This is a genomic window from Thermaerobacter sp. FW80 (genome assembly GCF_004634385.1).
GTDB lineage: Bacteria > Bacillota > Sulfobacillia > Thermaerobacterales > Thermaerobacteraceae > Thermaerobacter > Thermaerobacter composti.
In genome coordinates this window covers 2,194,625-2,217,260 of record NZ_CP037895.1, presented here as the reverse complement: position 1 = coordinate 2,217,260, position 22,636 = coordinate 2,194,625, and the positions used below count along the sequence as shown (strand labels likewise).

18 protein-coding genes, 1 tRNA gene and 1 pseudogene are annotated in these 22,636 nt (G+C 76.1%); 14 read left to right on the top strand and 6 right to left on the bottom strand.

Annotation, left to right across the window (positions count from 1 at the left end):
• Positions 1–101: 101 nt before the first annotated feature.
• Complete coding sequence (locus E1B22_RS09190) at positions 102–365, top strand: hypothetical protein (protein WP_135225412.1); 264 nt, start codon at positions 102–104, stop codon at positions 363–365.
• Positions 366–866: 501 nt separating this feature from the next.
• On the opposite strand, the gene E1B22_RS09185 is transcribed toward E1B22_RS09190, so the two are convergent.
• The 3 genes from E1B22_RS09185 to E1B22_RS09175 all read right to left on the bottom strand — a co-directional run bounded on the left by E1B22_RS09185 (position 867) and on the right by E1B22_RS09175 (position 3,275).
• On the bottom strand, positions 867–1,328 hold the full coding sequence (locus E1B22_RS09185) for a Mov34/MPN/PAD-1 family protein (RefSeq protein WP_135225411.1): 462 nt from the start codon (positions 1,326–1,328) through the stop codon (positions 867–869).
• Positions 1,325–3,019, bottom strand: a complete 1,695-nt coding sequence (moeB, locus tag E1B22_RS14115; RefSeq protein ID WP_135225410.1) for a molybdopterin-synthase adenylyltransferase MoeB — start codon at positions 3,017–3,019, stop codon at positions 1,325–1,327. Before moeB ends, E1B22_RS09185 begins: the two co-directional genes overlap by 4 nt.
• A gap of 181 nt (positions 3,020–3,200) precedes the next feature.
• Positions 3,201–3,275 (bottom strand) — tRNA-Pro (locus tag E1B22_RS09175).
• A 189-nt stretch (positions 3,276–3,464) separates the two neighbouring features.
• Between E1B22_RS09175 and E1B22_RS09170 the strand changes: the two genes are divergently transcribed.
• The 8 genes and pseudogenes from E1B22_RS09170 to E1B22_RS09140 all read left to right on the top strand — a co-directional run bounded on the left by E1B22_RS09170 (position 3,465) and on the right by E1B22_RS09140 (position 12,877).
• Positions 3,465–4,691: a glycosyltransferase gene (locus E1B22_RS09170; RefSeq protein WP_135225409.1), complete on the top strand. Its 1,227-nt coding sequence runs from the start codon at positions 3,465–3,467 to the stop codon at positions 4,689–4,691.
• A 40-nt stretch (positions 4,692–4,731) separates the two neighbouring features.
• The gene (locus tag E1B22_RS09165) at positions 4,732–7,308 is read left to right on the top strand and encodes a hypothetical protein (protein ID WP_135225408.1); all 2,577 of its coding nucleotides are present in this window, start codon (positions 4,732–4,734) and stop codon (positions 7,306–7,308) included.
• A 145-nt stretch (positions 7,309–7,453) separates the two neighbouring features.
• Complete coding sequence (speD, locus tag E1B22_RS09160; RefSeq protein ID WP_135225407.1) at positions 7,454–7,858, top strand: adenosylmethionine decarboxylase; 405 nt, start codon at positions 7,454–7,456, stop codon at positions 7,856–7,858.
• A 155-nt stretch (positions 7,859–8,013) separates the two neighbouring features.
• Entirely contained in the window at positions 8,014–8,469 is a 456-nt protein-coding gene (gene ndk / locus E1B22_RS09155) for a nucleoside-diphosphate kinase (RefSeq protein ID WP_135225406.1), read from the top strand.
• 171 nt (positions 8,470–8,640) lie between these two features.
• Positions 8,641–8,964: pseudogene (locus E1B22_RS13740) on the top strand (MarR family winged helix-turn-helix transcriptional regulator); the annotation flags it as partial.
• 243 nt (positions 8,965–9,207) lie between these two features.
• Positions 9,208–10,032 carry an S-methyl-5'-thioadenosine phosphorylase gene (gene mtnP, locus E1B22_RS13410; protein ID WP_243123866.1) on the top strand — a complete coding sequence of 275 codons (825 nt, stop codon included), beginning with the start codon at positions 9,208–9,210 and terminating at the stop codon, positions 10,030–10,032.
• Positions 10,029–11,306: an adenosylhomocysteinase gene (locus tag E1B22_RS09145; RefSeq protein WP_135225404.1), complete on the top strand. Its 1,278-nt coding sequence runs from the start codon at positions 10,029–10,031 to the stop codon at positions 11,304–11,306. The genes mtnP and E1B22_RS09145 overlap by 4 nt, the downstream gene beginning before the upstream one ends.
• Before the next feature lie 233 nt (positions 11,307–11,539).
• Positions 11,540–12,877 carry an amidohydrolase gene (locus E1B22_RS09140; RefSeq protein ID WP_135225403.1) on the top strand — a complete coding sequence of 446 codons (1,338 nt, stop codon included), beginning with the start codon at positions 11,540–11,542 and terminating at the stop codon, positions 12,875–12,877.
• Here the strand turns inward: E1B22_RS09140 and E1B22_RS09135 are convergent.
• Positions 12,874–13,839, bottom strand: a complete 966-nt coding sequence (locus E1B22_RS09135) for a D-2-hydroxyacid dehydrogenase (protein WP_135225402.1) — start codon at positions 13,837–13,839, stop codon at positions 12,874–12,876. The two genes, E1B22_RS09140 and E1B22_RS09135, sit on opposite strands and share 4 nt — an antisense overlap.
• A 215-nt stretch (positions 13,840–14,054) precedes the next feature.
• On the opposite strand from E1B22_RS09135, the gene E1B22_RS09130 reads away from it, so the two are divergent.
• The 5 genes from E1B22_RS09130 to E1B22_RS09110 all read left to right on the top strand — a co-directional run bounded on the left by E1B22_RS09130 (position 14,055) and on the right by E1B22_RS09110 (position 19,972).
• Positions 14,055–14,753, top strand: a complete 699-nt coding sequence (locus E1B22_RS09130; protein WP_135225401.1) for a histidine phosphatase family protein — start codon at positions 14,055–14,057, stop codon at positions 14,751–14,753.
• 223 nt (positions 14,754–14,976) lie between these two features.
• The gene (gene surE / locus E1B22_RS09125) at positions 14,977–15,789 is read left to right on the top strand and encodes a 5'/3'-nucleotidase SurE (protein ID WP_135225400.1); all 813 of its coding nucleotides are present in this window, start codon (positions 14,977–14,979) and stop codon (positions 15,787–15,789) included.
• Positions 15,790–16,499: 710 nt separating this feature from the next.
• Positions 16,500–16,904, top strand: coding sequence for a TIGR04086 family membrane protein (locus E1B22_RS09120; RefSeq protein ID WP_135225399.1), 405 nt, complete (start codon positions 16,500–16,502; stop codon positions 16,902–16,904).
• Between the two features lie 23 nt (positions 16,905–16,927).
• Positions 16,928–18,307, top strand: coding sequence for a polysaccharide deacetylase family protein (locus E1B22_RS09115; RefSeq protein ID WP_167758903.1), 1,380 nt, complete (start codon positions 16,928–16,930; stop codon positions 18,305–18,307).
• Between the two features lie 165 nt (positions 18,308–18,472).
• On the top strand, positions 18,473–19,972 hold the full coding sequence (locus tag E1B22_RS09110) for an aldehyde dehydrogenase family protein (protein WP_135225397.1): 1,500 nt from the start codon (positions 18,473–18,475) through the stop codon (positions 19,970–19,972).
• Positions 19,973–20,276: 304 nt separating this feature from the next.
• On the opposite strand, the gene E1B22_RS09105 is transcribed toward E1B22_RS09110, so the two are convergent.
• Together E1B22_RS09105 and E1B22_RS09100 are read right to left on the bottom strand one after the other, a co-directional pair.
• On the bottom strand, positions 20,277–21,080 hold the full coding sequence (locus E1B22_RS09105; RefSeq protein WP_135225396.1) for a metallophosphoesterase: 804 nt from the start codon (positions 21,078–21,080) through the stop codon (positions 20,277–20,279).
• 99 nt (positions 21,081–21,179) lie between these two features.
• Positions 21,180–22,619, bottom strand: a complete 1,440-nt coding sequence (locus E1B22_RS09100; RefSeq protein WP_135225395.1) for an MFS transporter — start codon at positions 22,617–22,619, stop codon at positions 21,180–21,182.
• Positions 22,620–22,636 lie beyond the last annotated feature (17 nt).

Here is a 22,636-nt window from a genome sequence, read left to right as displayed (position 1 = left end):
CGCTCTTCCCGGTCGACCGGTCCGCCCGTCCCGGGACGGGCGCCATCGGCGCGCACCGCCGACCGTGGCCGCCGCCGTCGGGTCCCGGGTGGGGAAGGGGGATGGAGCGGGTGGATCCCGACACCACCGGCATCGTGGTGGCCGTGCCCCTGATCGCCGGACTGGTCGAGCTCCTCAAGCGCCAGGGCATGCCCACCCGGTGGGCGCCCCCGGTGGCGCTGCTCTTGGGCACCGCCCTCGCCATCGGCTACGCCCTGGCCGGTCAGAGCCTGTGGTTCGAGGCCCTGATCCAGGGGCTGGCGCTGGGGCTCGGCAGCATGGGCCTCTACAGCGGCGTCAAGTACTACCGCCGGCCCGAAGGCTAGCAGCCGCTTACGACCGCCGGCCCGCAGGTTCGCAGCCACGCCCCGCCCCACGCCGACGGGGACCCGCCGATGCCGGCCCCGGCCGACGGGCCCCCGCCCCTGCCGACGCGATCCGATGGGCCACCACCGGCGCCGACTCCAGCCGCCGGCGCCCCCGCGCGGCCCCGTGGATCCGGCGCCCCCCTCCGGAGCGCCCGGCGAGGCCGCCCTGGCGCGGCTCGCTCGTCCCGCGTCCGTCCCCCGCCGCCCCGCCCGGCGAACGCGGCGGCACCGATCCGCTTCCCTCGCCGCCCCACGGCGACGGGGGCGACATGCCCCAGCCCGGCCCGTCCCCGGGCGGCGCACCATCGAGGCCCCGGTGCCCGGTCCGCCCACCGGCGGCGGAAGACCGCGCCGGCGGTGCGGGCGGGTTTCCGGCGCGGGCAGCCGGGGACGCGCGGTCCGAGCCCAGCCCGCCCGGGCTCGGCGGCTCCCCCGTCCCAGCGATCCGCCCCGGGTCGCTCAGCCCGCCTCGACCACCACGGGGTGCTCCGCGATCTGCCCCTCCACGATGCGGAAGGCGCGCAGCACCGGGGGATCCGTGGCCAGCGACGCGATCAGGTAGTAGGCCTCGGGGTAGTAGGCGTAGCGCACGTCGGTGGGCGAGGGGTAGGCAGCCGAGTGGGGATGGCTGTGGAAGATCCCCCACAGCTCCTCGCCGCGCTCCTCCATCGTGGTGAAGATGCGCAGCTGGTCCTCCGGGTCCACGGTGTAGCGCACCGGCGACCGCTCGGCGTTGCGCGCGGGGTAGAACGCGACCGGGCGGCCGCCGCGCCCGCCCACGATGCCGCACGCCTCCAGCGGGGCCTCGGCCCGCGCGTGGGCGAGCATCGCCTCCACCAGCGACCGGGGAAGAACCAGCGGGGGCGGGGCCTCGTCGCCCCGCCCCGGGACGATGCCGGCGCCCACCGGTCCCCGACTCACCGCCCGGACCCCGCCTCGACGGGCAGCCGGTAGTTGCGCCAGGCGATCATCCCGCCCTTGAGGTTGTAGACGGCCGGGAAGCCCGCTTCGTGGAGGAACTCGGCCGCCAGGCGGCTGCGCTCGCCCACCTCGCACACCATCAGCAGCGGCCGCTCGGGATCGATCTCCTCGAGCCGCGCACCCAGCTGGGCCAGCGGCACCAGGCGCGCGCCCGGGATGTGGTCGCGCTCGTACTCCCACGGGTCGCGCACGTCGATGATCTGGACCTGGCCCCCCTCGATGAGACGGCGCGCCTCGACGGGCTCGAGCTCCGCCGGCCCCTGCCCGGCGTCGGGGAGCGCCTCCGCCGCAGCGGGCGCGGCGGGCGCGGCCGCCCCACCCCCGGGCCCGGACCCGGACCGATCCGCCGCGGCGCCGCGTTCGTCCCGTCCGGCACGCCCCGATACCCCGGCGTTGGCTTCCGTCGCGGGCGCCGCCCCGGCCGGCGCCGGCGTCCCCGGCGCCGCAGCCGGCCGGCCTGTCGCCACGCCGTCGCGGGCCTCGGTGCCCGCGGCGGGGCGGCCCGCCGGCGTCACCCGGCCGTTGGCGCGGCTCTGGGCGCTGCCCGGCAGCGGCACCCCGCAGAAGGCCTCGTAGTCGATCAGGTGCGTGATGGTCGGGTTGTCGCCGCAGACCGGGCAGTTGGGGTTGCGCTGCCAGTGCAGGATCTGGTAGCTAGCGCTGAGGGCGTCGTAGATCAGCAGCTTCTCCGCCAGCGTCTCGCCGATGCCGAGGAGGATCTTGATCGCCTCCAGCGCCTGCAGGGTGCCCATGTGACCGGCCAACGCCCCGAGCACCCCGGCCTCCGCGCAGCTCGGCACCATCCCCGGCGGCGGCGGCGACGGGAACAGGCACCGGTAGCAGCCGCGCCCGGGCAGGAAGACCGTGGCCTGCGCCTCGAAGCGCAGGATGCTGGCGTCGACCAGCGGCTTGCCCAGCAGCACGCAGGCGTCGTTGACCAGGTAGCGCGTGGCGAAGTTGTCGCTGCCGTTGATCACCACGTCGTAGTCCTTGAGGATCTCCAGGGCGTTCTCCGCGTTGAGGAACGTGCGGTGCTCGATCACCCGGACGTCGGGGTTGATGTCCTCCAGGTGGCGACGCGCCGCCTGGGTCTTGGGCCGACCCTGGTCGTGGTCGAAGTAGAGGATCTGGCGATGGAGGTTGGAGACGTCCACCCGGTCGCCGTCGATGATGCCGATGGTGCCGACCCCCGCGGCCGCCAGGTAGATGGCCGCCGGCGAGCCCAGGGCGCCGGCGCCGACGATGGCGACCTTGCTGTCCAGCAGCTTGCGCTGGCCCTCGACGCCGACCTCGGGCAGGCGCACGTGGCGCGAGTAGCGCTCCATCTGCTGCTCGGTGAGCAGCGGCGCCGGGGACCCGCCATCGGAGCCGCCGGCCATGGCGGGGATCAGCGCCACCTCGTCGCCGTCGGCCAGCGGCGTCTCCGCCCCCTGCAAGGTGCGGATCTCGCGCTTGTTGACGTACACGTTGAGGTGATGGGCGATCTGATCGCCCTCGAACAGGCGCGGGCGCAGGTCGGGATACCGCTGCGCCAGGGTCTCCAAGAGCTCCTTCACGGTGGCCGCCTCGAGCCGCAGGCGGGCCTCGCCGGTGATGGAGCGGTACGGCGTCGGGATGTAGACCTCGACCACGGGCAACACCTCTTTTTCATCGAAACGCGATCTCATCGACTACTATACAAGGAATTGTGCGGCCGAGGGAATCCCGCCCGGGGGCGACGGGCGGCAAGGACCGCCGCGGGCCGCCACCCGCGGGCCCCGCGGGTCACCGGGAGCGAAAACCCCGCGGGTCCGCACCCGCGGGGTTCGTCGGTCGGGCTGCCCGGATTTGAACCGGGGACCTCTACCACCCCAAGGTAGCGCGCTAACCAAGCTGCGCCACAGCCCGTCGCAGACTCGAGGCCATTCTAGCACGGCCCCCCGCATCCCGCAACACGCGCCGCCGCTGCGGCACCCGGCGGGCCCGTCCGCGGCGTCCCACGGCCCCGGGGAACCCCCACCGCGACCGGTAGCGGGGCTGGGCCGGGGTATAGCGCCTGCGGGGCGGGGCAATCTTCTGGCAGGGAGGTCCAGCTCCATGCCGGTCGATGGCGCTGCGGACGAACCGGCCGTCCCGCCGGGCCCCGTGTGGTGGCTGGTGGGGCCTGCCGCCGGCGGCCTGCGCACCTACGTGGAGACCGTCGGCCGTCACCTGGCGGCCGCGGGCGTCGACTGGGCCGTGGTCCCCCTGACCGGCGCCCCGCGGCTCCAGGCGGCCGGCGGGGGCGAGGCCGATACCCCAGGGAACCTCTGGGCGGCGGCGCATCGCGGCGGTCCCGCCGTCGCCCCCGGCCCCTGGCCGGCGGTGCGGGCGCTGGCGGAGACCGTCGTCGGCCTGCGCCGCCTGGCCCGGGGCCGGCCGCCGCGCCTCCTCCACGCCCACGGCCTGCGGGCCGCGGTGGTGGCGACCCTGGCCCTGCCGCACACGCCGCTGGTCGTCACCCTGCACACCTTCCCGCGCGGGTGGTGGCAGCGCCAGGCGGCCCGCTGGGTCGCCCGGCGCAGTCGCGCGGTGGTGGCCGTGTCCCGCTCCCTGGCCACGTGGGCGGCGGCGCACGGCATCGCCGCCGCGGCCCCCGGAAGGCCGCCCCAGGTCCACGTGCTGAGGCCGCCCCTGGCGCGGCCCGGGCGGGCCGCGCTCCCGCGGCGGCGCGCCCGGCGAATCCTGGGACTCCCAGAGCTGGGTCCGGTGGTCGGCACCGTCGCCCGGCTGAGCCGTGAGAAGGGCGTCGACGTGCTCCTGCGGGCCGTGGCCCTGGTCCACCACGCGGGCCACCCGGTCAGCTGCGTCGTGGTCGGCTCCGGCCCGGACGAACCCGGCCTGCGGCGGCTGGCCCGCCGCCTCGGCATCGAGCCCTGGGTGCGCTGGGCCGGACCGAGGGAGGGGGCGGCTCGCCTGCTGCGCGCCATCGACGTCTACGTCCAGCCGTCGCGCCACGAGGCCTACGGACTCGCGGTGGCGGAGGCCATGGCCGCCGCGCGTCCCGTGGTGGCCAGCCGCACCGGCGGGCTGGTGGAGCTGATCCGCGACGGCGTGGACGGACGCCTGGTGCCCCCGGGCGATGCCCACGCCCTGGCCCGCGTGCTGCTCGGCTTGCTGCGGGACGAGCGCGCCCGCCAGCGGCTGGCGCGGGCCGCGGTGGCCCGCGCCAGCCGCTGGCCGGACGGGGCCCAGGTGGCCCGCCAACACGTGCAGCTCTACGCCGAGGTGGCCCCGGGGGCGGTTGCGCCCGCGCCGCGGCGCGGGCGCAACCGCCGGGCGTGAGGCGCCTCCCCCGGGCCCAGGGCGCAAGGGGGTCGACGCGGTGCGGGCGACGCCGACCGAGCCGACCCGGGCCCACGCCACCGGCCCGCAGACCCTCGCCGTGGCCGCCGTGGCCCTCGCGCTGGTGGCGGCGACGGTGGCGGCGGGCCACGGCCTGGCGGCCGCTCTGGGGGGCGCCGGTCGCCTGGCGATCGGCGAGGGGAGACCGTGGGTCGCCCCCGCGGACCCGCCCGGCGTGCCGTCCCCCCGACGGACGGTGACGGTGGTGGCCGCACCCGGCCTCGACCTGGACCTGCTCCGCCAGCTGGCCGCCGCGGACCCCACCTGGCGCGAGCTTCTGCGCAACGCCGCCGTCGGCCTGATGACGTCCCACACCGGCGGCTACTACGGTCGCGAAGCCGGCTACCTGACCCTGGGAGCGGGCGCGCGGGCCGTCAGCGGTCCCACCGCCGGCTGGGTCCTGCCCGGGGACCAGGTGCTGGAACCCGGGACGGCCGCGGGCCTGTTCGACCGGTGGTGGCCGCCCCGGGAGGCGCCGTGGCCGGGTGCGGCGATCCCGGCCGCCCGCGCCGGCGACGCGGGCGCGGCGCGGACCGCCGGGGCCGCCGACGACGGGCTGGTCCCGGTGGTCCACTGGGGGTGGCAGGCCCTCCGGCGGGCCAACGAGGACCTGGACCACCCCGTCCCCTTGGGTTCCCTGGCCACGGCGCTCCACCGCGCCGGCATGGCGGTGGCCGTGCTGGGCAACGCCGACCTGCCGGGGGGCCCGTGGGCCGTCCCCCGCCGGGGCGCCGTCCTCATGGCGGCCGACCAGCGGGGATGGGTGGACCTGGGCCTGATCGACGGGCGCTCCCTGGAACCCGACGCCTCCTTCCCGGGGGGCTGGCGCACGCGCTGGGAGGCGGTGCTGACGGGGTGGGCGGCGGCGCAACGCCACGCGTCGCTGATCGTCATCGAGGCCGGCGACCTGGGCCGCCTTGAAGACCTGGCCCCCACCCTGACGCCGGAGGGACTGGAGGGGGCGCGGCGGTCCGCGGGCGCGCGCCTGGGGCGAGCCCTGGCCGCCCTCCAGGCGGCCCTGGGCCCGGAGGATCGACTGGTGCTGCTCAACCCCGCGCCCCGTGACGAGGCGCGGGCCGCGGGGGAGACCCTCCTGCCGGTGGCGACGTGGGGAGCGGGGCCGGGCCTGCTGACGAGCCCCTCCACGCGCCGGGCCGGTCTGGTGGTCAACACCGACGTGGCGCCGTCCATCGCGGCCCACCTGGGGGCACCGCCCCACCCGGCCTGGGTGGGCCGGCCGTGGGCGGTGGTGCCCCCCGGCGATGGCACGGCGGCTGCCTCCGCCGGGTCCCCCGGCGGCGCTCTGGACGCCCTCGACCGGCTCGATCTGGCCATGGTGGCCAACTACCAGCGGCGCGCCGCGTTCATCCGCCTGTTCGTCGGCGCCGGCCTCGTCCTGTGCGCGGGACCCCTGCTGGCCCTCTGGCGGCGCAGCCGGCAGCTGGAGCGCTGGTCCCGCTGGCTGCTGGCCCTGGCGGCCTTTCCCCTGGCCAACCTGTTGCTGCCGGCCTGGCCGACGGGACCGGGGTGGTCCTGGTGGTCGGGGGCGCCGTCGGTGGTCCTGGCCGCCGGGCTGGCGTTGGCCGCGGCCGCCGCCGCACGGCGCCTGACGGCGAACCCCGTGGCGGCCTTCGGGGCCGTGGGCGCGTGGACGGTGGCCGTCGTCGTCGCCGACCTCCTGGCGGGGGGATGGTTGGCGCAGCTCACGCCCTTCGGGTACTCGCCCATCGGCGGCGCCCGCTACTACGGCCTCGGCAACGAGTACATGGGCGTGCTGATCGGTGCCGCCGCGGTGGCCGCGGCGGCCTGGGCCGAAGGCCGGCGCCGCCAGCACGGGGGGAGGGAGGCGGGCGGCGGGACGGCCCCGGCGCCGCCGGAGCCGTCCCGCCGCGGCCTCGCAGCCGGGGGCACCGCCGCGGCTTCCCGGGCCGTTCCCCTCAGCCTGGCGGCGGTGGCGCTGCTGCTGGCCGATCCGCGGCAGGGCAGCAACTTCGGCGGCGCCCTGTCGGCCGCCGTCGCCGCCTGCGGTCCAACCCTGGCCGCGAGCCTGGCGGCCCACCGGTCCCTGCGGCGGCGGGCGGGAGCGGTGTTGGTCCTCCTGGCCGTGCCCGTCGGCGTGGGCCTGCTGATGGCGCTGCTGGACCGACAGATGGGCATGGGGGCGAGTCACGTCCTGACCACGTGGGAGCAGGTGCGGGGCGTGGGACCGGAGGCGCTGGCGGACGTGGTGGGCCGCAAGGTGGCGATGAACCTGCGGCTGATGCGCTACACCAACTGGAGCTACCTATTTGTCATGCTGGTCTTCGTCTACGCCTTCGTCATCTATCGCCGCGCCGCCGTGATCCGACGGCTGGAGCGCAGGGTACCCGAGGCGGTGCGCGGCCTGGCGGCGGTGGGGGCGGGTAGCCTGGCCGCCCTGGTGCTGAACGACAGCGGGATCGTGGCCGCCGCCACCACCCTGGTCTACGGGGCGACCCTGCTCCTCGCCCTGGTGGCGGGGGAGGCGGGGGCCGACCCGCCGGGACGGGGCCCGGTCGAACCGGCTCCCCGTTGTTGACACGGCGGGGCAGGTTGCTACAATGAATCCTGGTTCTCGCGGGACCAGCCGGGGAATCCGCTTTTGTGCTTTTGGATTCCCGAATCTGACGCCGTCTGGCGGCGGAAAGGTTGTGAAACTCGGTCACGAAAAGGGGGCGAGGCGCATGCGGGCGCTTGGGCGGCACATCCTGGCCGAGGCCTACGATTGCGACCCGGCGGTGCTGGACGACGTGAACCTGGTGGAGTCGATCATGGTTGAGGCGGCGCTGGCCGCCGGGGCCGAGATTCGTCAGGTCGCCTTCCACAAGTTCGCCCCCCAGGGCGTCAGTGGGGTCGTGGTGATCTCCGAGTCCCACCTGACGATCCACACGTGGCCGGAGTTGGGCTACGCCGCCATCGACGTCTTCACCTGCGGCGACCACGTCGACCCGTGGGACGCGTGCCACTACATCTTCGAGCACCTGCGGGCGGGCCGCGTCGCGGCGACGGAGACCCAGCGCGGCATCCTGGACGAGCACGACACCCCGAAGCTGCAGCCGGTGGCCCTGCGCCGGGATGCCGCCGGTTGACTGGTGACGGGCGGACCCCGGCCGGGGCGGCGGAAGTGCGGTTCGACCGCACTTCTTTTTTTGCGTCCGGGCCGCCCGGCGCCGCACCGCCCCGGGGTCTTGCATCGCGCCGGCAGCGGACGGGGGCGACCGACGCGAGCGAAGGAGGATGCCCTGTGGAGCGTACCTTCGTGATGGTCAAGCCCGACGGCGTGCAGCGCGGCCTGGTGGGCGAGATCATCGCACGCCTCGAGCGCAAGGGCCTCAAGCTGGTGGCGCTGAAGATGGTGCGGGTCGGCGAGGAGCTGGCGCGCCGCCACTACGCCGCCCATGAGGGCAAGCCGTTCTTCCCGGGCCTGATCCGCTTCATCACCTCGGCGCCGGTGGTGGCCATGGTCTGGGAGGGCCGCGAGGCGGTGGCCGTGGTGCGCAACCTCCTCGGACCCACCGACGGCGCCAAGGCGGCGCCGGGCACCATCCGCGGCGACCTGGCCAACGACATCGGCTTCAACCTGGTGCACGGCAGCGACTCCGTCGAGAGCGCCCGGCGGGAGATCGACCTCTGGTTCCGGCAGGATGAGCTGCTGGACTGGGAAAATCATAGGGAAGCCTGGCTGTACGACCGCGGCTGAGATCCCCGACCGCAGGGCAGGCGAGACCGGACGGGGGCTGGGCCACGGGCGGCGCCGCCGCCGGCGCGGCCGCCAGGTCCGCACCCGCGGCGGTGGGACCGGTGGCGCCCTCGCGCAGCGCGGCGCACGCCCCGCCCCAACCGCCCCGGTCCGGCGGCACGGAGGCCACCCATGACCCGAAGGGACGAGGGATGCGGCGACGGACTGGTCGCGGCCGCCGAGCAGCACCTGCGGGCGGTGGCCACGCTGGTCCGGCATCACGGCCGCGCCATCTTGGAGCGCTTCGACATCACCCCGCCCCAGTTCGACGCCCTCCTGGTCCTGATGCGCCACCCGGACCTGACCATGGGGGAGCTCTGCCAGCACCTCTATCTGGCCTCCAGCACGGTCACCGATCTGGTGGACCGCCTGGAGCGGCAGCAACTGGTCCAGCGGGTGCGCGACCCCGACGACCGGCGGGTGATCCGGCTGCGCCTGCTGCCCCGCGCCCGCGAGCTGATGGACGCGGTACTGGAGGCGCGCCGCGCCTACCTGGCGCGGGTCCTGGCCCACCTGGAGCCGGCGGATCGGCAGGGGCTGCTGCGCTCGCTGGAGCGCCTGGTCGAGGCCATGCGCCGGGAGGGTGGGGGGCCGCCGGCGGCGACCGGCCCGGCGGTGGGCGCCGGCGGAGAGGCGGCGGGCAGCACCACCGGAGCCTCGGCTCCGACCGGCGACGGTGGCGAAGGGAGGAACCGGTCCGTGCGCTTGGCCATCATCGGCGGGACGGGGGTCTACGACCCCGCGATCCTCGAGGACGTGCGGGAGGAGACGGTGGTGACGCCCTACGGCCGCGCGACGGTCCGAATCGGGACGTTCCGCGGCCTGGAGGTGGTGTTCCTGGCCCGGCACGGCGCCGGGCACACGGTGCCACCCCACCGGATCAACTACCGCGCCAACATCTACGCCCTGGCCGCCCTGGGGGTACGACGGGTCGTGGCCACGGCGGCCGTGGGCTCCCTGCGCCGGGCGCTGGCCCCCGGGCACTTCGTGTTGGTGGACCAGTTCCTGGACTTCACGAAGAACCGGGTCGCCACGTTCTTCGAGGGGGGCGAGCAGGGGGTCGTCCACGTCGACGTCACCGAGCCCTACTGCCCGGAGATCCGGGCCCGTCTCGCCGAGGCGGGTGCCGCCCTGGGCCTGGCGGTCACCAACGGCGGCGTGTACGTGTGCACCGAGGGCCCCCGCTTCGAGACGCCCGCCGAGATCCGCATGTTCGAGCGCCTGGGGGGCGACGTGGTGGGCATGACCAGCGTGCCCGAGGTGGTGCTGGCGCGGGAGGCCGGGCTGTGCTACGCCACGGTGGCCATGGTCACCAACTACGCCGCGGGCATGGCGGGCCAGCCGCTGACCCATGAGGAGGTGCTGGAGGTCATGGCGGCCAACGGCGCCAACCTGCGGCGGCTGATCCTCGAGGCCCTGCCCGCGCTGGCCGCCGCGCCCACCTGCCGCTGCGTGGCCACGCCGGCCCCGCTCCGCATCCCCGCGGCCCAGGGCCCCCACCCGTCGGGGGAGACGCAGTCGTGACGGCCGCCGCCAGCCCGCCGCCCAGCCGGATCCGCGACCCCGGCCGCGCCGCATCCGGCTGGCAGAAGATCCGGTGGGTCGAACCGCACATGCCCGTGGTGGCCGCCCTCGAGCGGCGGCTGGCCGAATGCGGGAGCCTGCGCGGGCGCCGGATCGCCATCTGCCTGCACCTGGAGGCCAAGACGGCGCGGATGGCCCTGGCCCTGCACCGCGCGGGGGCGCAGGTGGCGATCTGCGGCTCCAACCCGCTCTCGACCCAGGACGACGTGGCCGCCGCCCTGGCCGAGGCGGGGGTGGCGGTCTACGCCTGGCACGGCGCCACCCCCGCGGAGTACGCGGCCTTCCTCGACGACGCCGTCGCCTTCGGGCCGCACCTGGTCCTGGACGACGGCGGCGACCTGGTGGCGCACCTGCACACCCGTCGCCGGGACCGCCTCGGCTCCGTCCGGGGCGGCACCGAGGAGACCACCACCGGCGTCCTGCGCCTGCAGGCCATGGCGCGGGACGGCGTCCTGGCCTTCCCCATGGTGGCCACCAATGACGCGCGCATGAAGCAGCGCTTCGACAACCGCTACGGCACGGGCCAGTCGGTCTGGGACGGCATCATGCGGCTGACGAACCTGGTGGTGGCGGGGAAGACCGTCGTGGTCTGCGGCTACGGCTGGTGCGGCAAGGGCGTGGCCGAGCGGGCCCGCGGCCTCGGGGCGCGGGTGATCGTCTGCGAGGTCGACCCGATCCGAGCCAACGAGGCCCTGATGAACGGCCACCAGGTGATGCCGTCCACGGAGGCCGCGGCCCTCGGCGACGTGTTCGTCACCGTCACCGGTTGCCGCGACGTCCTGGTGGCCGAGCACTTCCGCCGCATGAAGGACGGCGCCCTCCTGGCCAACGCGGGCCACTTCGACGTGGAGATCCGCAAGCCCGATCTCGAGGCGCTGGCGCGACGCGTCGAGGAGGGGCGACCCGGCGTCCGCACCTATGTCCTCGACGACGGGCGGCGGCTGCACCTCCTGGCCGACGGGCGGCTGGTCAACCTGGCCGGCGGCGACGGGCACCCCGCGGAGATCATGGACCTCTCCTTCGGCCTCCAGCTGCTGGCCCTGGAGTGGGTCGACCGCGAGGCGGACCGGCTGGGTCCGGGGGTCCATCCGTTGCCGGAGGCGCTGGACCGCGAGGTGGCATCGCTCCACCTCGAGGCGCGCGGCATCCGGATCGACCGGCTCCGTCCGGAGCAGGTGGCCTATCTCGCCAGCTGGCGGGAGGGGACGGCCTGAGGGCCGGATCGACGGGACCCCGCGACCCGCGCCCCGCCGTCCGCCCAGGCCGATCCGGCGCATCCGCAGGGGCGGGAGCGGCTCCGCCGACGTCCGGGGCGGGACCGCGCGGCGGCGCCGAACCACGCCGGAAGGTCCGGCCGCCGCCCGCCGGCGGGTCGGGGACGGCGCAGGGGGGACGCGGGGTTCCGCATCGGGCGCGGACGGACCCGGGGAGGAGGGAGGAGGCGGCGATGCCGTCACGGGTGCTGATCGAAGGGGGTTGGGTGTTCGCCGGCGAGGGCGACGGCCCCTTCCAGGTGGTGGAAGACGGCGTGGTGGCCATCGAGGGCGAGCGCATCGCCTACGTGGGCCCGCGGGACGGGCTCGATCCCGCCTGGCAGCCCACCCGCCGCATCGACGCCCGCGACAAGGCCGTGCTGCCCGGCCTGGTCAACGCCCACACCCACCACGCCATGTCGCTGTTGCGCGGCTACGCCGACGACGTGCCCCTCATGCCCTGGCTCGAACGGCACATCTGGCCGGCCGAGGCCCACCTGACGGGGGACGACGTCTACTGGGGGACGCTCCTGGCCATCGCCGAGTCGCTGCTGGCGGGGGTCACCACCTTCGCCGACATGTACTTCTTCATGGATCGGGTGGCCCAGGCGGTGGTGGAGACCGGGGTCCGGGCCCACCTCTCCCGGGGCTTGATCGGCGTGGCCCCCGGCGCCGACCAGGCCCTGGCCGAGGGCAAGGCGTTGGTGGCGTCGTTCCAGGGGGCCGGCGACGGCCGCATCCGCTGCGCCCTGGCGCCCCACGCCCCCTACACCTGCCCACCGCCCTTCCTCGCCCGGGTGCTCGAGGCGGCGGCCGCCCTGGGCTGTCCCATCCACACCCACCTGGCGGAGACGCGGGCCGAGGTGGAGCAGATCCGCGCCCAGTACGGCAAGAGCCCCATCCGCCACTTCGCCGACCTGGGCGTCTTCCAGCACCCGACCCTGGCCGCCCACTGCGTGCACGTGGACGCGGACGACATCGCGATTCTCGCGGAACACGGCGTGGCGGTGGCCCACAACCCGATCTCCAACTGCAAGCTGGCCAGCGGCATCGCGCCGGTGCCCGACCTCTTGGCCGCCGGCGTGACGGTCGGCCTGGCCTCCGACGGCGCCGCCAGCACGAACCACCTGGACCTCTTCGAGGAGATGCGGCTGGCGGCCAGCCTGCAGAAGGTGAGCCGGTACGACGCCACCGTCCTGCCGGCGTGGCAGGTCCTGCGCATGGCCACGGTGGGCGGGGCCCGCGCCCTGGGCTTCGACCGCCTGGGCTGCCTGGCGCCCGGCTATCTGGCGGACATCGTCGTCCTCGACCTGCGGGCGCCGCACCTGCGCCCGCGCCACGACCTGACCAGCCTGGTGGTCTACTCCGCCAAGGCGTCGGACGTGGACACCGTCCTGGTCCACGGCAAGGTGCTGGTGGACGGCGGGGAGCTGCTCACCGTGGACCTGGAACGGGTCGAGCACGAGGTGGAGGAGCGAGCTCGACGCCTGGCGCGGCTGGCCCGGGGTGGGGCCGCGGACGGGACGCCCTAGTAGCCCCGTTCCTTGTCGACCACGTTGCGCAGCGGTTCACCGCGGACGAACCGGCCCAGGTTGTCGAGGAACAGCTCCAGCGCCGCGCCGGTGTAGTCGCGCATGGCGCCCGCGTTGTGGGGCGTGATGAGCACGTTGTCCAGGGTCCACAGCGGGTGGTCGGGCGGAAGCGGCTCCTCCGCGAAGACGTCCAGGCCGGCGCCCGCGATGCGCCGCTGGCGCAAGGCCTCCAGCAGGGCCTGTTCGTCCACCACGGCGCCGCGGGCGACGTTGATCAGGAAGGCGTCGGACCGCATCGCCGCCAGTTCCTCCCGGCCGATCAGGTGGCGGGTCTCCGGCGTCAGCGCCGCGCTGACCACCACCCAGTGGGCCGGGGCCAAGATGCGGCGGAGGTCGGCGGGCCCGACCACCGCCTCGATGCCCTCCTCCGGCGCGGGGTGGCGCCGGCAGGCCAGGACCCGCATGCCGAACACCCGGGCCCGCCGCGCCACCTCGCGGCCGATGGCGCCCAGGCCGACGACGGCCACGGTCTCGCCGGCCAACTCGCGCATGGGGAGACGGCGCCACTCCCGGCGCCGCTGCTGGTCGAGGTAGGCCGGCAGCCGACGGGCCCAGGCGAGCATGAACATGAAGACGTGGTCGGCGATGGTGGCGGCGTGCATGCCCCGGGCGTTGGTCAGCACCACGGGGTGCCAGCGGAGCTCCGGCACCGCCCCGAGCATCGCGTCGACCCCGGCGTAGGCACACTGGATCCAGCGGAGACGTCGGGCGGCGGCCAGGCGGGCGCCGGTCAGCTCGCGCCCGAAGAGGAAGGCCACCTCGGCGCGGGCGAAGGCCTCGTCCAGCTGTTCCGGACGAACCCGGCCGGGCAAGAGGTGCAGCCGTACCCCCGGCGCCGCCGCCTGGACGCGCGCCGCCTGTTCCGGCGAGAGGGGGACGGTGCAGAGGATCTCCAGGGCCATGGGGCTCGACCTCCTCCTCCCTGGGGATTCCTTGGCGGGCGCGACCTTCCTCTCGGACCCCGCCCCGCCGCCCGCGAACGGCGCCGGCGCCGACGCTCCCTGGCGGCACCGCCCTCGGAGGCCCCGCCGGCGCCCGCACCGGCGGGTCGCCCCGCGCCGGCGGGCTCGCGCCGTTGGTCGGCGTCTCCTCGCCCGAGGAGGGGCGGGAGGGTGCGATGGGCATCACCGTCTATCTGATCCGGCACGGCGAGACGACGTGGAACCGGGCCGGCCTCTACCAGGGCCAGCGGGACGTGGCCCTGTCGGCCCGGGGGCGACAGCAGGCGCGCCAGCTGGCGCGGCGCTTCGCCCGCACCCCCCTGGACCTCGTGCTCACCAGCGACCTCCGCCGCGCGCTTGAGACGGCCCGCGCCCTGGCGGCGAGCCGCCGGCCGCCGGTGCCGCTGGAGGCCGATGGCCGCCTGCGCGAGATGTCCTTCGGCCAGTGGGAGGGGCTGCCGCTGGCGACGATCCGCGCCCGCTTCGGCGACGACTACGCCGCGTACCGGGCGGACCCGGCGGAGGGACGGCCCACGGGCGGGGAGACCTTCCGGGAGCTGGGCGAGCGCGCGTGGGCGGCCGTCGCCGAGCGGCTCGCCCGGCCCGGGCTCCGCCAGCTGGCCGTGGTGGCCCATGGCGGGACGGTCAAGGCCCTGCTCTGCCGGCTGCTGGACCTGCCGCTGACCCTGCGCCCGCGCCTGCTCATCGACAACGCCAGCGTCACCGCCGTCGAGCTGCGGGAGGGTCGACCGCCGCTCCTGCGCTACCTCAACGACACCTGCCACCTGCGGCACCCCGTCCCCCGGCGCCCACGGGGACCCGGTGCCGGCGGCACCCGCCCCGCCGCCGAGCCCGGGCAGCAGGGGCCCGGATGACGAGGCCGGGCGGCCCACCCCCGACCGGCCTGCGCCCCGGTCAGGGGACGCCGTCCGCCGGCGACCGCATCGCTCCCCTTCGGCTCGGACCACGCCGCCAGGGCCTGCGATGGGCCGGTGCGATGTGGTACCATGGCGGATACCGGCGATCGCCGACGCGCGGGATGGCGGCGTCGGCGGGCCGGCGCGCGACGGGAGTCCGAGAGGCCGGGAGGCACCAGCGTTGCGGGTACTACTGGTCAACGACGACGGCGTCTACAGCCGGGGGATCCAGGCGCTGCGCGCCATCCTCGAGGAGCGGACGGACTGGGAGGTCTACGTGGTCGCACCCGACCGCCAGCGCAGCGCGTCGGGCCACGCCATCACGCTCCACAAGCCCCTGTACCTGGACCCCGTGGACATCCCGGGGGCCCGTTCGCCGGTCTACGCGGTCAACGGGACGCCGGCCGACTGCACGAAGCTTGGCCTCCTGGCGGTCCTCCCCGGTCCGTGCGACCTGGTGATCTCCGGGATCAACCGCGGCGGCAACCTCGGCTTCGACGTGCTGTACTCGGGCACCGTGTCGGCGGCCATCGAGGGCGTGATCATGGGCGTGCCCGCCATCGCCGTCAGCCTGGCCGCCTGGGACGATCCGGACTACGGCCCTGCCGCCGCCTTCACGGCGCACCTGGCCGCGATGGTGGCCAAGAAGGGGCTCCCGCGCGGGGTCCTGCTCAACGTCAACGTCCCGCCCCTGCCGACGACCCAGATGGCGGGCGTGGCGCTGACGGTGCTGAGCCGGCGCAGCTATCGCGACCGCTTCGAGAAGCGGGTGGACCCCCGCGGTCGGCCGTACTACTGGCTGGCCGGCGAACCCGTGGAGGAGCCGCCCTCCGTCGAGACCGACGTCGGCGCCGTCCGCGCCGGCTACGTGTCCATCACGCCGCTGCAGCTCCAGCTCACGGACCGCCGGACCCTGGCCCACCTGGAAGGCTGGATGGAGGAGCTGGAGGCCGGCCTCGGCGGTCGCACGGGCACGCCCGCCCGCCGCGCTTGAGCGGCGCTTGCGCGCGGGGGCGGGCTGCGCGCGGGTCGGAGGGCGACGGGCCCGCAACCCGTCACGCCCGAAGGGCGTCCGGGGACCGGGCGGCGTCGGCGGGCGCTGCCCCGCGCGCAGGGCCGGTTGGCGCTCCCCGGGCGGGCCGATGCCCGGGCCGCCGCGCACGGGCCGGTGGCCGGCGCGACGCGCCCGGGCCGGTGGCGGCTCCCCGTCCACGGGCCGGGGCGTTCCCCCGCGCGGGCCGGTGCCCGGGCCGCCGCGCCCGGCGCGCCGGCGACAGAGGCCGACGACCCGCGGCCGGCGCCTGGACGGGGAGGCTATGTGCCGGGCCCCCCGGCGGCGGACCGAGAGGCTTCGACCCGCGGCCGCCTTGCCGGCCGGTTTTTTCTAGGCTAGCGGCAGATGCCTCCGGCCACGCTACGAACGGGTCTCGATCGGGGTGGCACCGGCAGGGTCCAGCGCCCCGGCCGGTCCGCCGGATCGGGACCACGGACCCCGTCGTCGCGGTCGTACGCCGATCGCCCCATGCCTCCGATCCCCCGGGCCACGGCCTGGCCGAGCCGGCGCGTTCGCGCCGGCTCGGCCCTTGATCCGCCGTTCTACACCGATCCCCGCCGCCATATCCATCGTCCGTAGGGATCGCACCCCGTCGGCAGCCGTCTCGGCGAGGCCCGTCGGCACCCGTCCCGGCGAGGGGGGATCGGATCGTGCAGGGAGCCGGCGTCAAGGAGCGGTACCGGACGCCCCCGCCCTTCGACGCCCGCGCGCCGGCCGTCGGCGCCGCCGTCGCCCTGGTGCTGGTGCTGCTGGCGTCGGGCGTCCTGGCCCTGGCGGTGTACCTCACCGCGCTGCACGAATACCAGCTCGAAGCCCTGCTCTACTACCTGGGGACGGTGGCCACCGCCGCCGGCGGCCTGGTGGCCGCGCGCTGGGCGGACCACAAGGGGTGGCTCCACGGGGGGGCGGCCGGCCTGCTCTACGTGCTGGTCGGCAGCGTCCTCGGGCACTGGCTGTTCCCGGGGGACGGATCACCGCTGGCACACCTGGGACCGCGCATGGTGCTGGGATTCGTCCTCGGCGCCATCGGCGGCGTGGTCGGCATGCTGCTGTGACGGCGATGGGAGGCCAGCCGGGCGTGATCACCCGTCGTTCCGCACCGTCGTCGCCCGGCGCCGCCCAGCCACCCCGGGCCCGGGCATCCCGCGCGGGGGCCGCGTCAGGCACGGCGTCGGACCCGAGGGAGCCCGCGCCATCGGCGGCGAACCGTCCCACCGTCGCCCGGCGGGCGGGCGCGCCCCGGCCCGGTGGGCCGCGGCGCACCGAGCCCTGGATCCCCGTGGTGGTCGCCCTCCTGATCGCGGCCACGGCCGGGTGGGGCGCCGGGCAGCTGTGGCGGGAGGTGGCCGCCACGCCCCAGGCCGTCACCGCCCTGGCGGCCGGCCGGGGCACCGAGGCCCGGGACGCCCACGCCCCGGCGCCATCGGCCGCGGCCGGCCGGCGTCCCGACGCGGTGCTGGCGGCGCAGCCGACGGTCCACGTGGTCCAGCGGGGGGAGACCCTCTACCGCATCGCGCGCCGCTACGGGGTCAGCGTGCAGGAGCTTGCGCGGCTCAACGGGCTGGACGACCCGGCGCGCATCCGCGCCGGCCAGCGGTTGCGGATCCCGGCCGGCGCGCCCGGGGCGGGCGGCGACCCGGCCGACGGCGGGGCCGGTTCGTCCGGATCGGGAGCCGACGGCGCCGGCGGCGGCCCGATCACGAACCCGCAGGCGACCGCGGGAGACCGCATCGAAGCGGGCGCCTCCGGGCGCGGAGCGGCATCCGGTGGGGCGGGGGACGCCGCCCGGCGCCGGGGAGCGGCGGACCGCGCCGGCGGCGGGATCGTGGCGGTGACCTTCAACGACGGCCCGGATCCGGCCACCTGGCCCGCCCTGCTGGACGCCCTGGACACCGCGGGGGCGAAGGCCACCTTCTTCCTCGAGGGCGCCAAGATGCAGCAGCATCCCCAGCTGGTCCAGGAACTGGCCCGCCGCGGCCACCAGGTGGAGAATCACGGGTGGAGCCATCGCAGCCCGCAGGAGCTGGGTGCGGCGGCCACCCGTGCCGAGATCCGGCGCACGGCCGCCCTGATCGCCCGGTTGACGGGCCGGCGCTCGCTCTACTACCGACCCCCGGGCGCGCTGCGGGAGGCGGACGTCTTCCGCTGGGCCCATGCCGAGGACCACCAGGTGCTGCTGTGGACGAACATCGGCGCCCAGGACGTGCCCCCCCAGCCGCCCGACCAGCTGGCGGCCCGGGTGGCGGCCAGCGCCTACAACGGCGCCATCCTGATGCTCCACGCCACCCAGCCGGGCACGGTGCAGGCGTTGCCCGAACTGCTGCAGCGCCTGGCCGCCCGGGGGCTGCGACCGGTGACGGTGGACGAACTCCTCGCGGCCCTGGAGGCCTCCGCGGCGCCGGCGCGACGGGCCGCACAAGGGGCGGCTGGAGGTTCGGCGGGAGCGGGCGGAACGTGAGACCCAGGACGGCCCCCGCCGGTTCCCAGCGCAGGGGCCGCGCGGGCCGGTCCCCGCCCCGGCCCGCGCGGCCCCGCGAGCCGGCCGCGGCGCGACACCCCAGCCGCCCCCGCCGCAGGATCGCCCCCCGCCGGCCGCGAAGTCTGGCCCCAAGGGGGGAGCGGCGTGACCGTCTACCGGAACTACATCAACGGCCGCTGGACCGAGCCGCGCTCGGGCCGGTACGTCGACAACGTCAACCCCGCCACGGGCGAGGTGCTGGGCCGGGCCGCGGTGGGCACCGAGGAGGACGTGGCGGAGGCCGTCGCCGCCGCCAAGGCGGCCTTCGCCAAGTGGCGCAAGGTGCCCGCCCCGCGCCGGGCGGAGATCCTCTACCGGGTGGGCGAGCTCTTGCGCGAGCGCAAGGAAGAGCTGGCGCGCAAGATGACCCAGGAGATGGGCAAGGTGCTGCCCGAAGCCCGCGGCGACGTGCAGGAAGGCATCGACATGGCGTACTACATGGCGGGCGAGGGGCGGCGCCTCCTGGGCTACACCACGCCGGCGGAGATGCCGGACAAGTTCGCCATGGCGGTGCGGGAGCCCATCGGGGTGGTGGCGGCCATCACCCCGTGGAACTTCCCCATGGCGATCCCCACCTGGAAGATCATGCCCGCCCTGGTGGCCGGCAACACCGTGGTCTTCAAGCCGGCCACCGACACGCCCTGGATGGCCTACGAGCTGGTGCGGATCTTCGAGGAGGCGGGCCTGCCGCCCGGCGTGCTCAACCTGGTCTACGGCCCCGGGGAGACGGTGGGCGAGGCCCTGTTGCGCCACCCCGACGTGCACCTGATCTCCTTCACCGGGTCGGTGGAGTCGGGCCGGCATGTCAACCAGGTCGCCGGCGCCCAGCTGAAGCGGGTCCACCTGGAACTGGGTGGGAAGAACGCGGTCATCGTCATGGACGACGCCGACCTGGACCTGGTGGAGCAGGCCGTGACCTGGAGCGCCTTCGGCACCACCGGCCAGCGCTGCACCGCCACGAGCCGACTCCTGGTCCACGAGGCGGTCTACGACCAGGTGGTCGAGCGGCTGGCCGCCCGGGCGGCCAAGCTGCGCCTCGGCAACGGGCTCGACCCGCAGACCGACGTGGGACCGCTGATCAACGGGCGCGCCTTGGAGAAGGTGGCCTACTACGTCGACGTGGGCCAGGAGGAAGGCGCGCGGCTGGTGGTGGGCGGCCGGCCGGCGACCGAGGGGGAGCTGGCGCGGGGCTTCTTCTTCCAGCCGACGATCTTCGCCGACGTCACGCCCGACATGCGCATCGCCAACGAGGAGATCTTCGGCCCCGTGCTGGCGATCATCAAGGTCCGCAGCCTGGAGGAGGCCATCGCGATCAACAACGGCGTCCAGTACGGCCTCTCCAGCGCGATCTTCACCCGCGACGTGCGCAACGCCTTCGTCGCCATGCGCGACCTGGCCACGGGCATCTGCTACGTCAACCACGGCACCATCGGCGCCGAGATCCACCTGCCCTTCGGCGGCATGCGGGCGACGGGCAACGGCCACCGGGAGGCGGGCCTGGCCGCGCTGGAGGTCTACACCGAGTGGAAGGCGATCTACGTCGACTTCAGCGGCCGCCTGCAGCGGGCCCAGATCGACGAGGTCAAGATCGAGGACATCGGCTAGAAAGACCGGGAAGCGCGGCGGCTTGCAGGCCCACTCGGGGCGGCGCAGCGGACCGGACGCAACCCAGCGTCGCATCCGTGGCTGGGGCCGGGGCTCGCGGACCCGCGGGGGGCGTAGCAGCGGGCCGGGCCCGGCCCCGGAGCGGGGCCGGGCCCGGCGGGGCAGGATCCGGCCCCGGTCCGGGCACGGGTCCGGGGCCGGCCGCGGTTCGGCGCGATCCGGGCAGGGTCCCGGCACGATCCGGCCCCGATCTTGGCAAAGATCCCGCGCCGGCGCCCCGGGCCGCAGCAGCCGCGCCCACCCCTCAGCGGGGTGGGCGCGGCTGCTGGCGCGCCTGGCGGAGCTGCTCGGGGAAGAGGGGGTTGTGCTCCGCGAGCCCGGCCCGCCGGTGGGCGGCCACCGTCGCCTCGAGGTCGTACGGGACGCGGATCAGCGCGATGTCCAGGGCGGGCGGGCGGCCCGTGGGTCGCACCGTGGGTCGCACCTCGATGAGGGCGTAGGCGGCGCGGGGATCCTCGTCGAAGGGCATGCCCACGCTGCCGGGGCCGACCATCCACCGCCCGTCCTGGCGCCAGGCCAGCTGCCGGTGATGGTGCCCGAAGAGCACCAGGTCGGCCGTGACCCCTGCCAACGGTCCCTCCGCCTCCGGGTTGGGCGCGCCACCCGGCCCGGCCCCGGCGGCACCGCCGGTTCCTCCACCGGCGCCGTTCCAGGGCAGCAGCGGCTCCTCGTCCGACCGGGGCGAGCCGTGGACCAGGAGGACGCGCAGCCCCTCCCACTCCACCTCGAGGCGCTCGGGTCGCTCCCCCAGCCACGCCAGCCGTTCGGGCCCCAGCATCTCGCGCCACGGCCGCAGGAAGGCGTCGGCCTCCGCCGGCGACAGGTTGGGTACGCCACCCCCGCGGGCCAGGTACCGGTCGGTGTTCCCGCGCACCGTGGGGATGGCCCGCTCTCGCAGCCGGTCGACGCACCGGGCCGCGTCCGGCCCCTGCAGGGCCACGTCGCCGAGGCAGTACACCGCGTCGACCCCGCGGCCGTCGATGTCGGCCAGCACCGCGTCCAGGGCGGCCCCGTTGCCGTGGATGTCACTGATCACCGCCACCTTCACCGCGTTCCACCTCCTGGGTCTGCCGTCCGCCTGGGGGCTCGGCGCTCCGGATCGCCGCGGGCCGCTGCGGGCCAGCGCTGACGGTGCTCCATCCATGCCTCAGGCCACGGCCACCGGCGGTCGGTGCCCCCTCAGGGCGCGGGCGAGGCCGCGGATCGCCCCGAGGCCGAGGATCTGCAGGCAGCCCGCCAGGCCCCAGGCCACCGCGTAGTGGCCGGCGGCGTCGACCACGCGGCCGAACAGCGGCGGGGCCAGCATGGTGAAGACGTACAGCACCGTCATGCTCATGCCCAGCGCCGGCGCCGACCGCCGCCCGGCGCACTCCGCCACCACGGTGGTGTAGAGCCCGTTCCAGCCCAGGCAACCGAAGCCGCCGAGGGCCGCCAGGACCACCATCGCCCCTGCCGCCGCGGCACCCCCCTCCGGGCGTCCCACCAGCGCCACGAGGGCGAGCAGGGTGGCGACCACCAGCCCCGTCCAGGCCGCCCCAGCCATGGGCCGCGTCCGCTCCCCCGCGAACCGCCGATCCGACGCCCATCCCCAGGCGAGCCGCCCCAGCATCCCGCCCAGGTGGACCACCAGCAGGAGCCGCCCCGCCGCCCCCGGCGACCAGCGGAAGACGTCCTCCATGAAGAGGGGGAGGTAGCCCGTCAGGCAGAACTGGACGGCCGCCAGGAGACACGCGACGAGGGTCACCCACACCAGGGGCGCCTGCCGGAGGAACCACCCGACCAGGGCCCTCCCGCCGGCGTCCGCCGGCTCCCGCTGGCTCCGGCCGCCGCCCGTCCCGCCGGCGGTGGTGGGCGCGCCGGCGTCCGCCGTGGCCCCGCGGGTGGCGCCGGGTTCGTCCCGGGGAAGAACCAGCCCGACCAGCACCCCGCTGGCCGCACAGGCCAGGGCGGCCACCAGGAGCGCGGCCCGCCAGCCCCACCCGCTGGCCAGGCCGGGGAGCAGCAATGCGGCTGCGAACCCGCCCGCCGGCAGGCCCGCCTGGCGGATGCCCATGGCCAGGCCGCGCTCGCGGACGGGAAACCAGCTGACGACGGCGTGGCTGCCCGCCACCTGGCTGGACGGGAAGCCGGTCCCCGCCAGGACCAACAGGGCCAGCAGCGCGCCCAGGCCGCGGCCCGCCAGGGCCGCGGCCGCGGTGACCACACCCGTCAAGACCGCCCCGGCGGCCATGACCCGCCGTTCGCCATAGCGATCGGTCAGCCGGCCGGTCAGGTAGAAGGTGAGCAGGGCGCCCAGGTCGAAGGCGCCGAGGACCATCCCCGTGGTGGACAGGGAGAGCCCCAGGTCGGCCCGGACGAAGGGAGCCACCACGGGGATGCCGAACCGCACGGCGGTGAGCCCCGCCTGCTGGAGGGTGGCCAGGGCGAGAAGCAGCCAGCGATTGCGTGGAGCCCCCGGTGCGTCGGGCCTGCCATCGGCCGGTCCGGCCCGGCGCCCCGATCGCCGCTGGGGCCGGCGGTCGAGCCCGGCGCCGGGTTCGCCGCCGGTGCCGCCGGTCCGCGGGGGTCCGCCGGTCTTCGTAGCCATCGCCCCTTTCCGCCCTG

Excerpts from the sequence above, each read along its gene's own strand:
- E1B22_RS09190 (WP_135225412.1), top strand. The coding sequence starts at position 102 with ATGGAGCGGGTGGATCCCGACACCACCGGCATCGTGGTGGCCGTGCCC.
- E1B22_RS09170 (WP_135225409.1), top strand. The coding sequence starts at position 3,465 with ATGCCGGTCGATGGCGCTGCGGACGAACCGGCCGTCCCGCCGGGCCCC.
- speD (WP_135225407.1), top strand. The coding sequence starts at position 7,454 with ATGCGGGCGCTTGGGCGGCACATCCTGGCCGAGGCCTACGATTGCGAC.
- E1B22_RS09140 (WP_135225403.1), top strand. The coding sequence starts at position 11,540 with ATGCCGTCACGGGTGCTGATCGAAGGGGGTTGGGTGTTCGCCGGCGAG.
- E1B22_RS09135 (WP_135225402.1), bottom strand. The coding sequence starts at position 13,839 with ATGGCCCTGGAGATCCTCTGCACCGTCCCCCTCTCGCCGGAACAGGCG.
- E1B22_RS09130 (WP_135225401.1), top strand. The coding sequence starts at position 14,055 with ATGGGCATCACCGTCTATCTGATCCGGCACGGCGAGACGACGTGGAAC.
- E1B22_RS09100 (WP_135225395.1), bottom strand. The coding sequence starts at position 22,619 with ATGGCTACGAAGACCGGCGGACCCCCGCGGACCGGCGGCACCGGCGGC.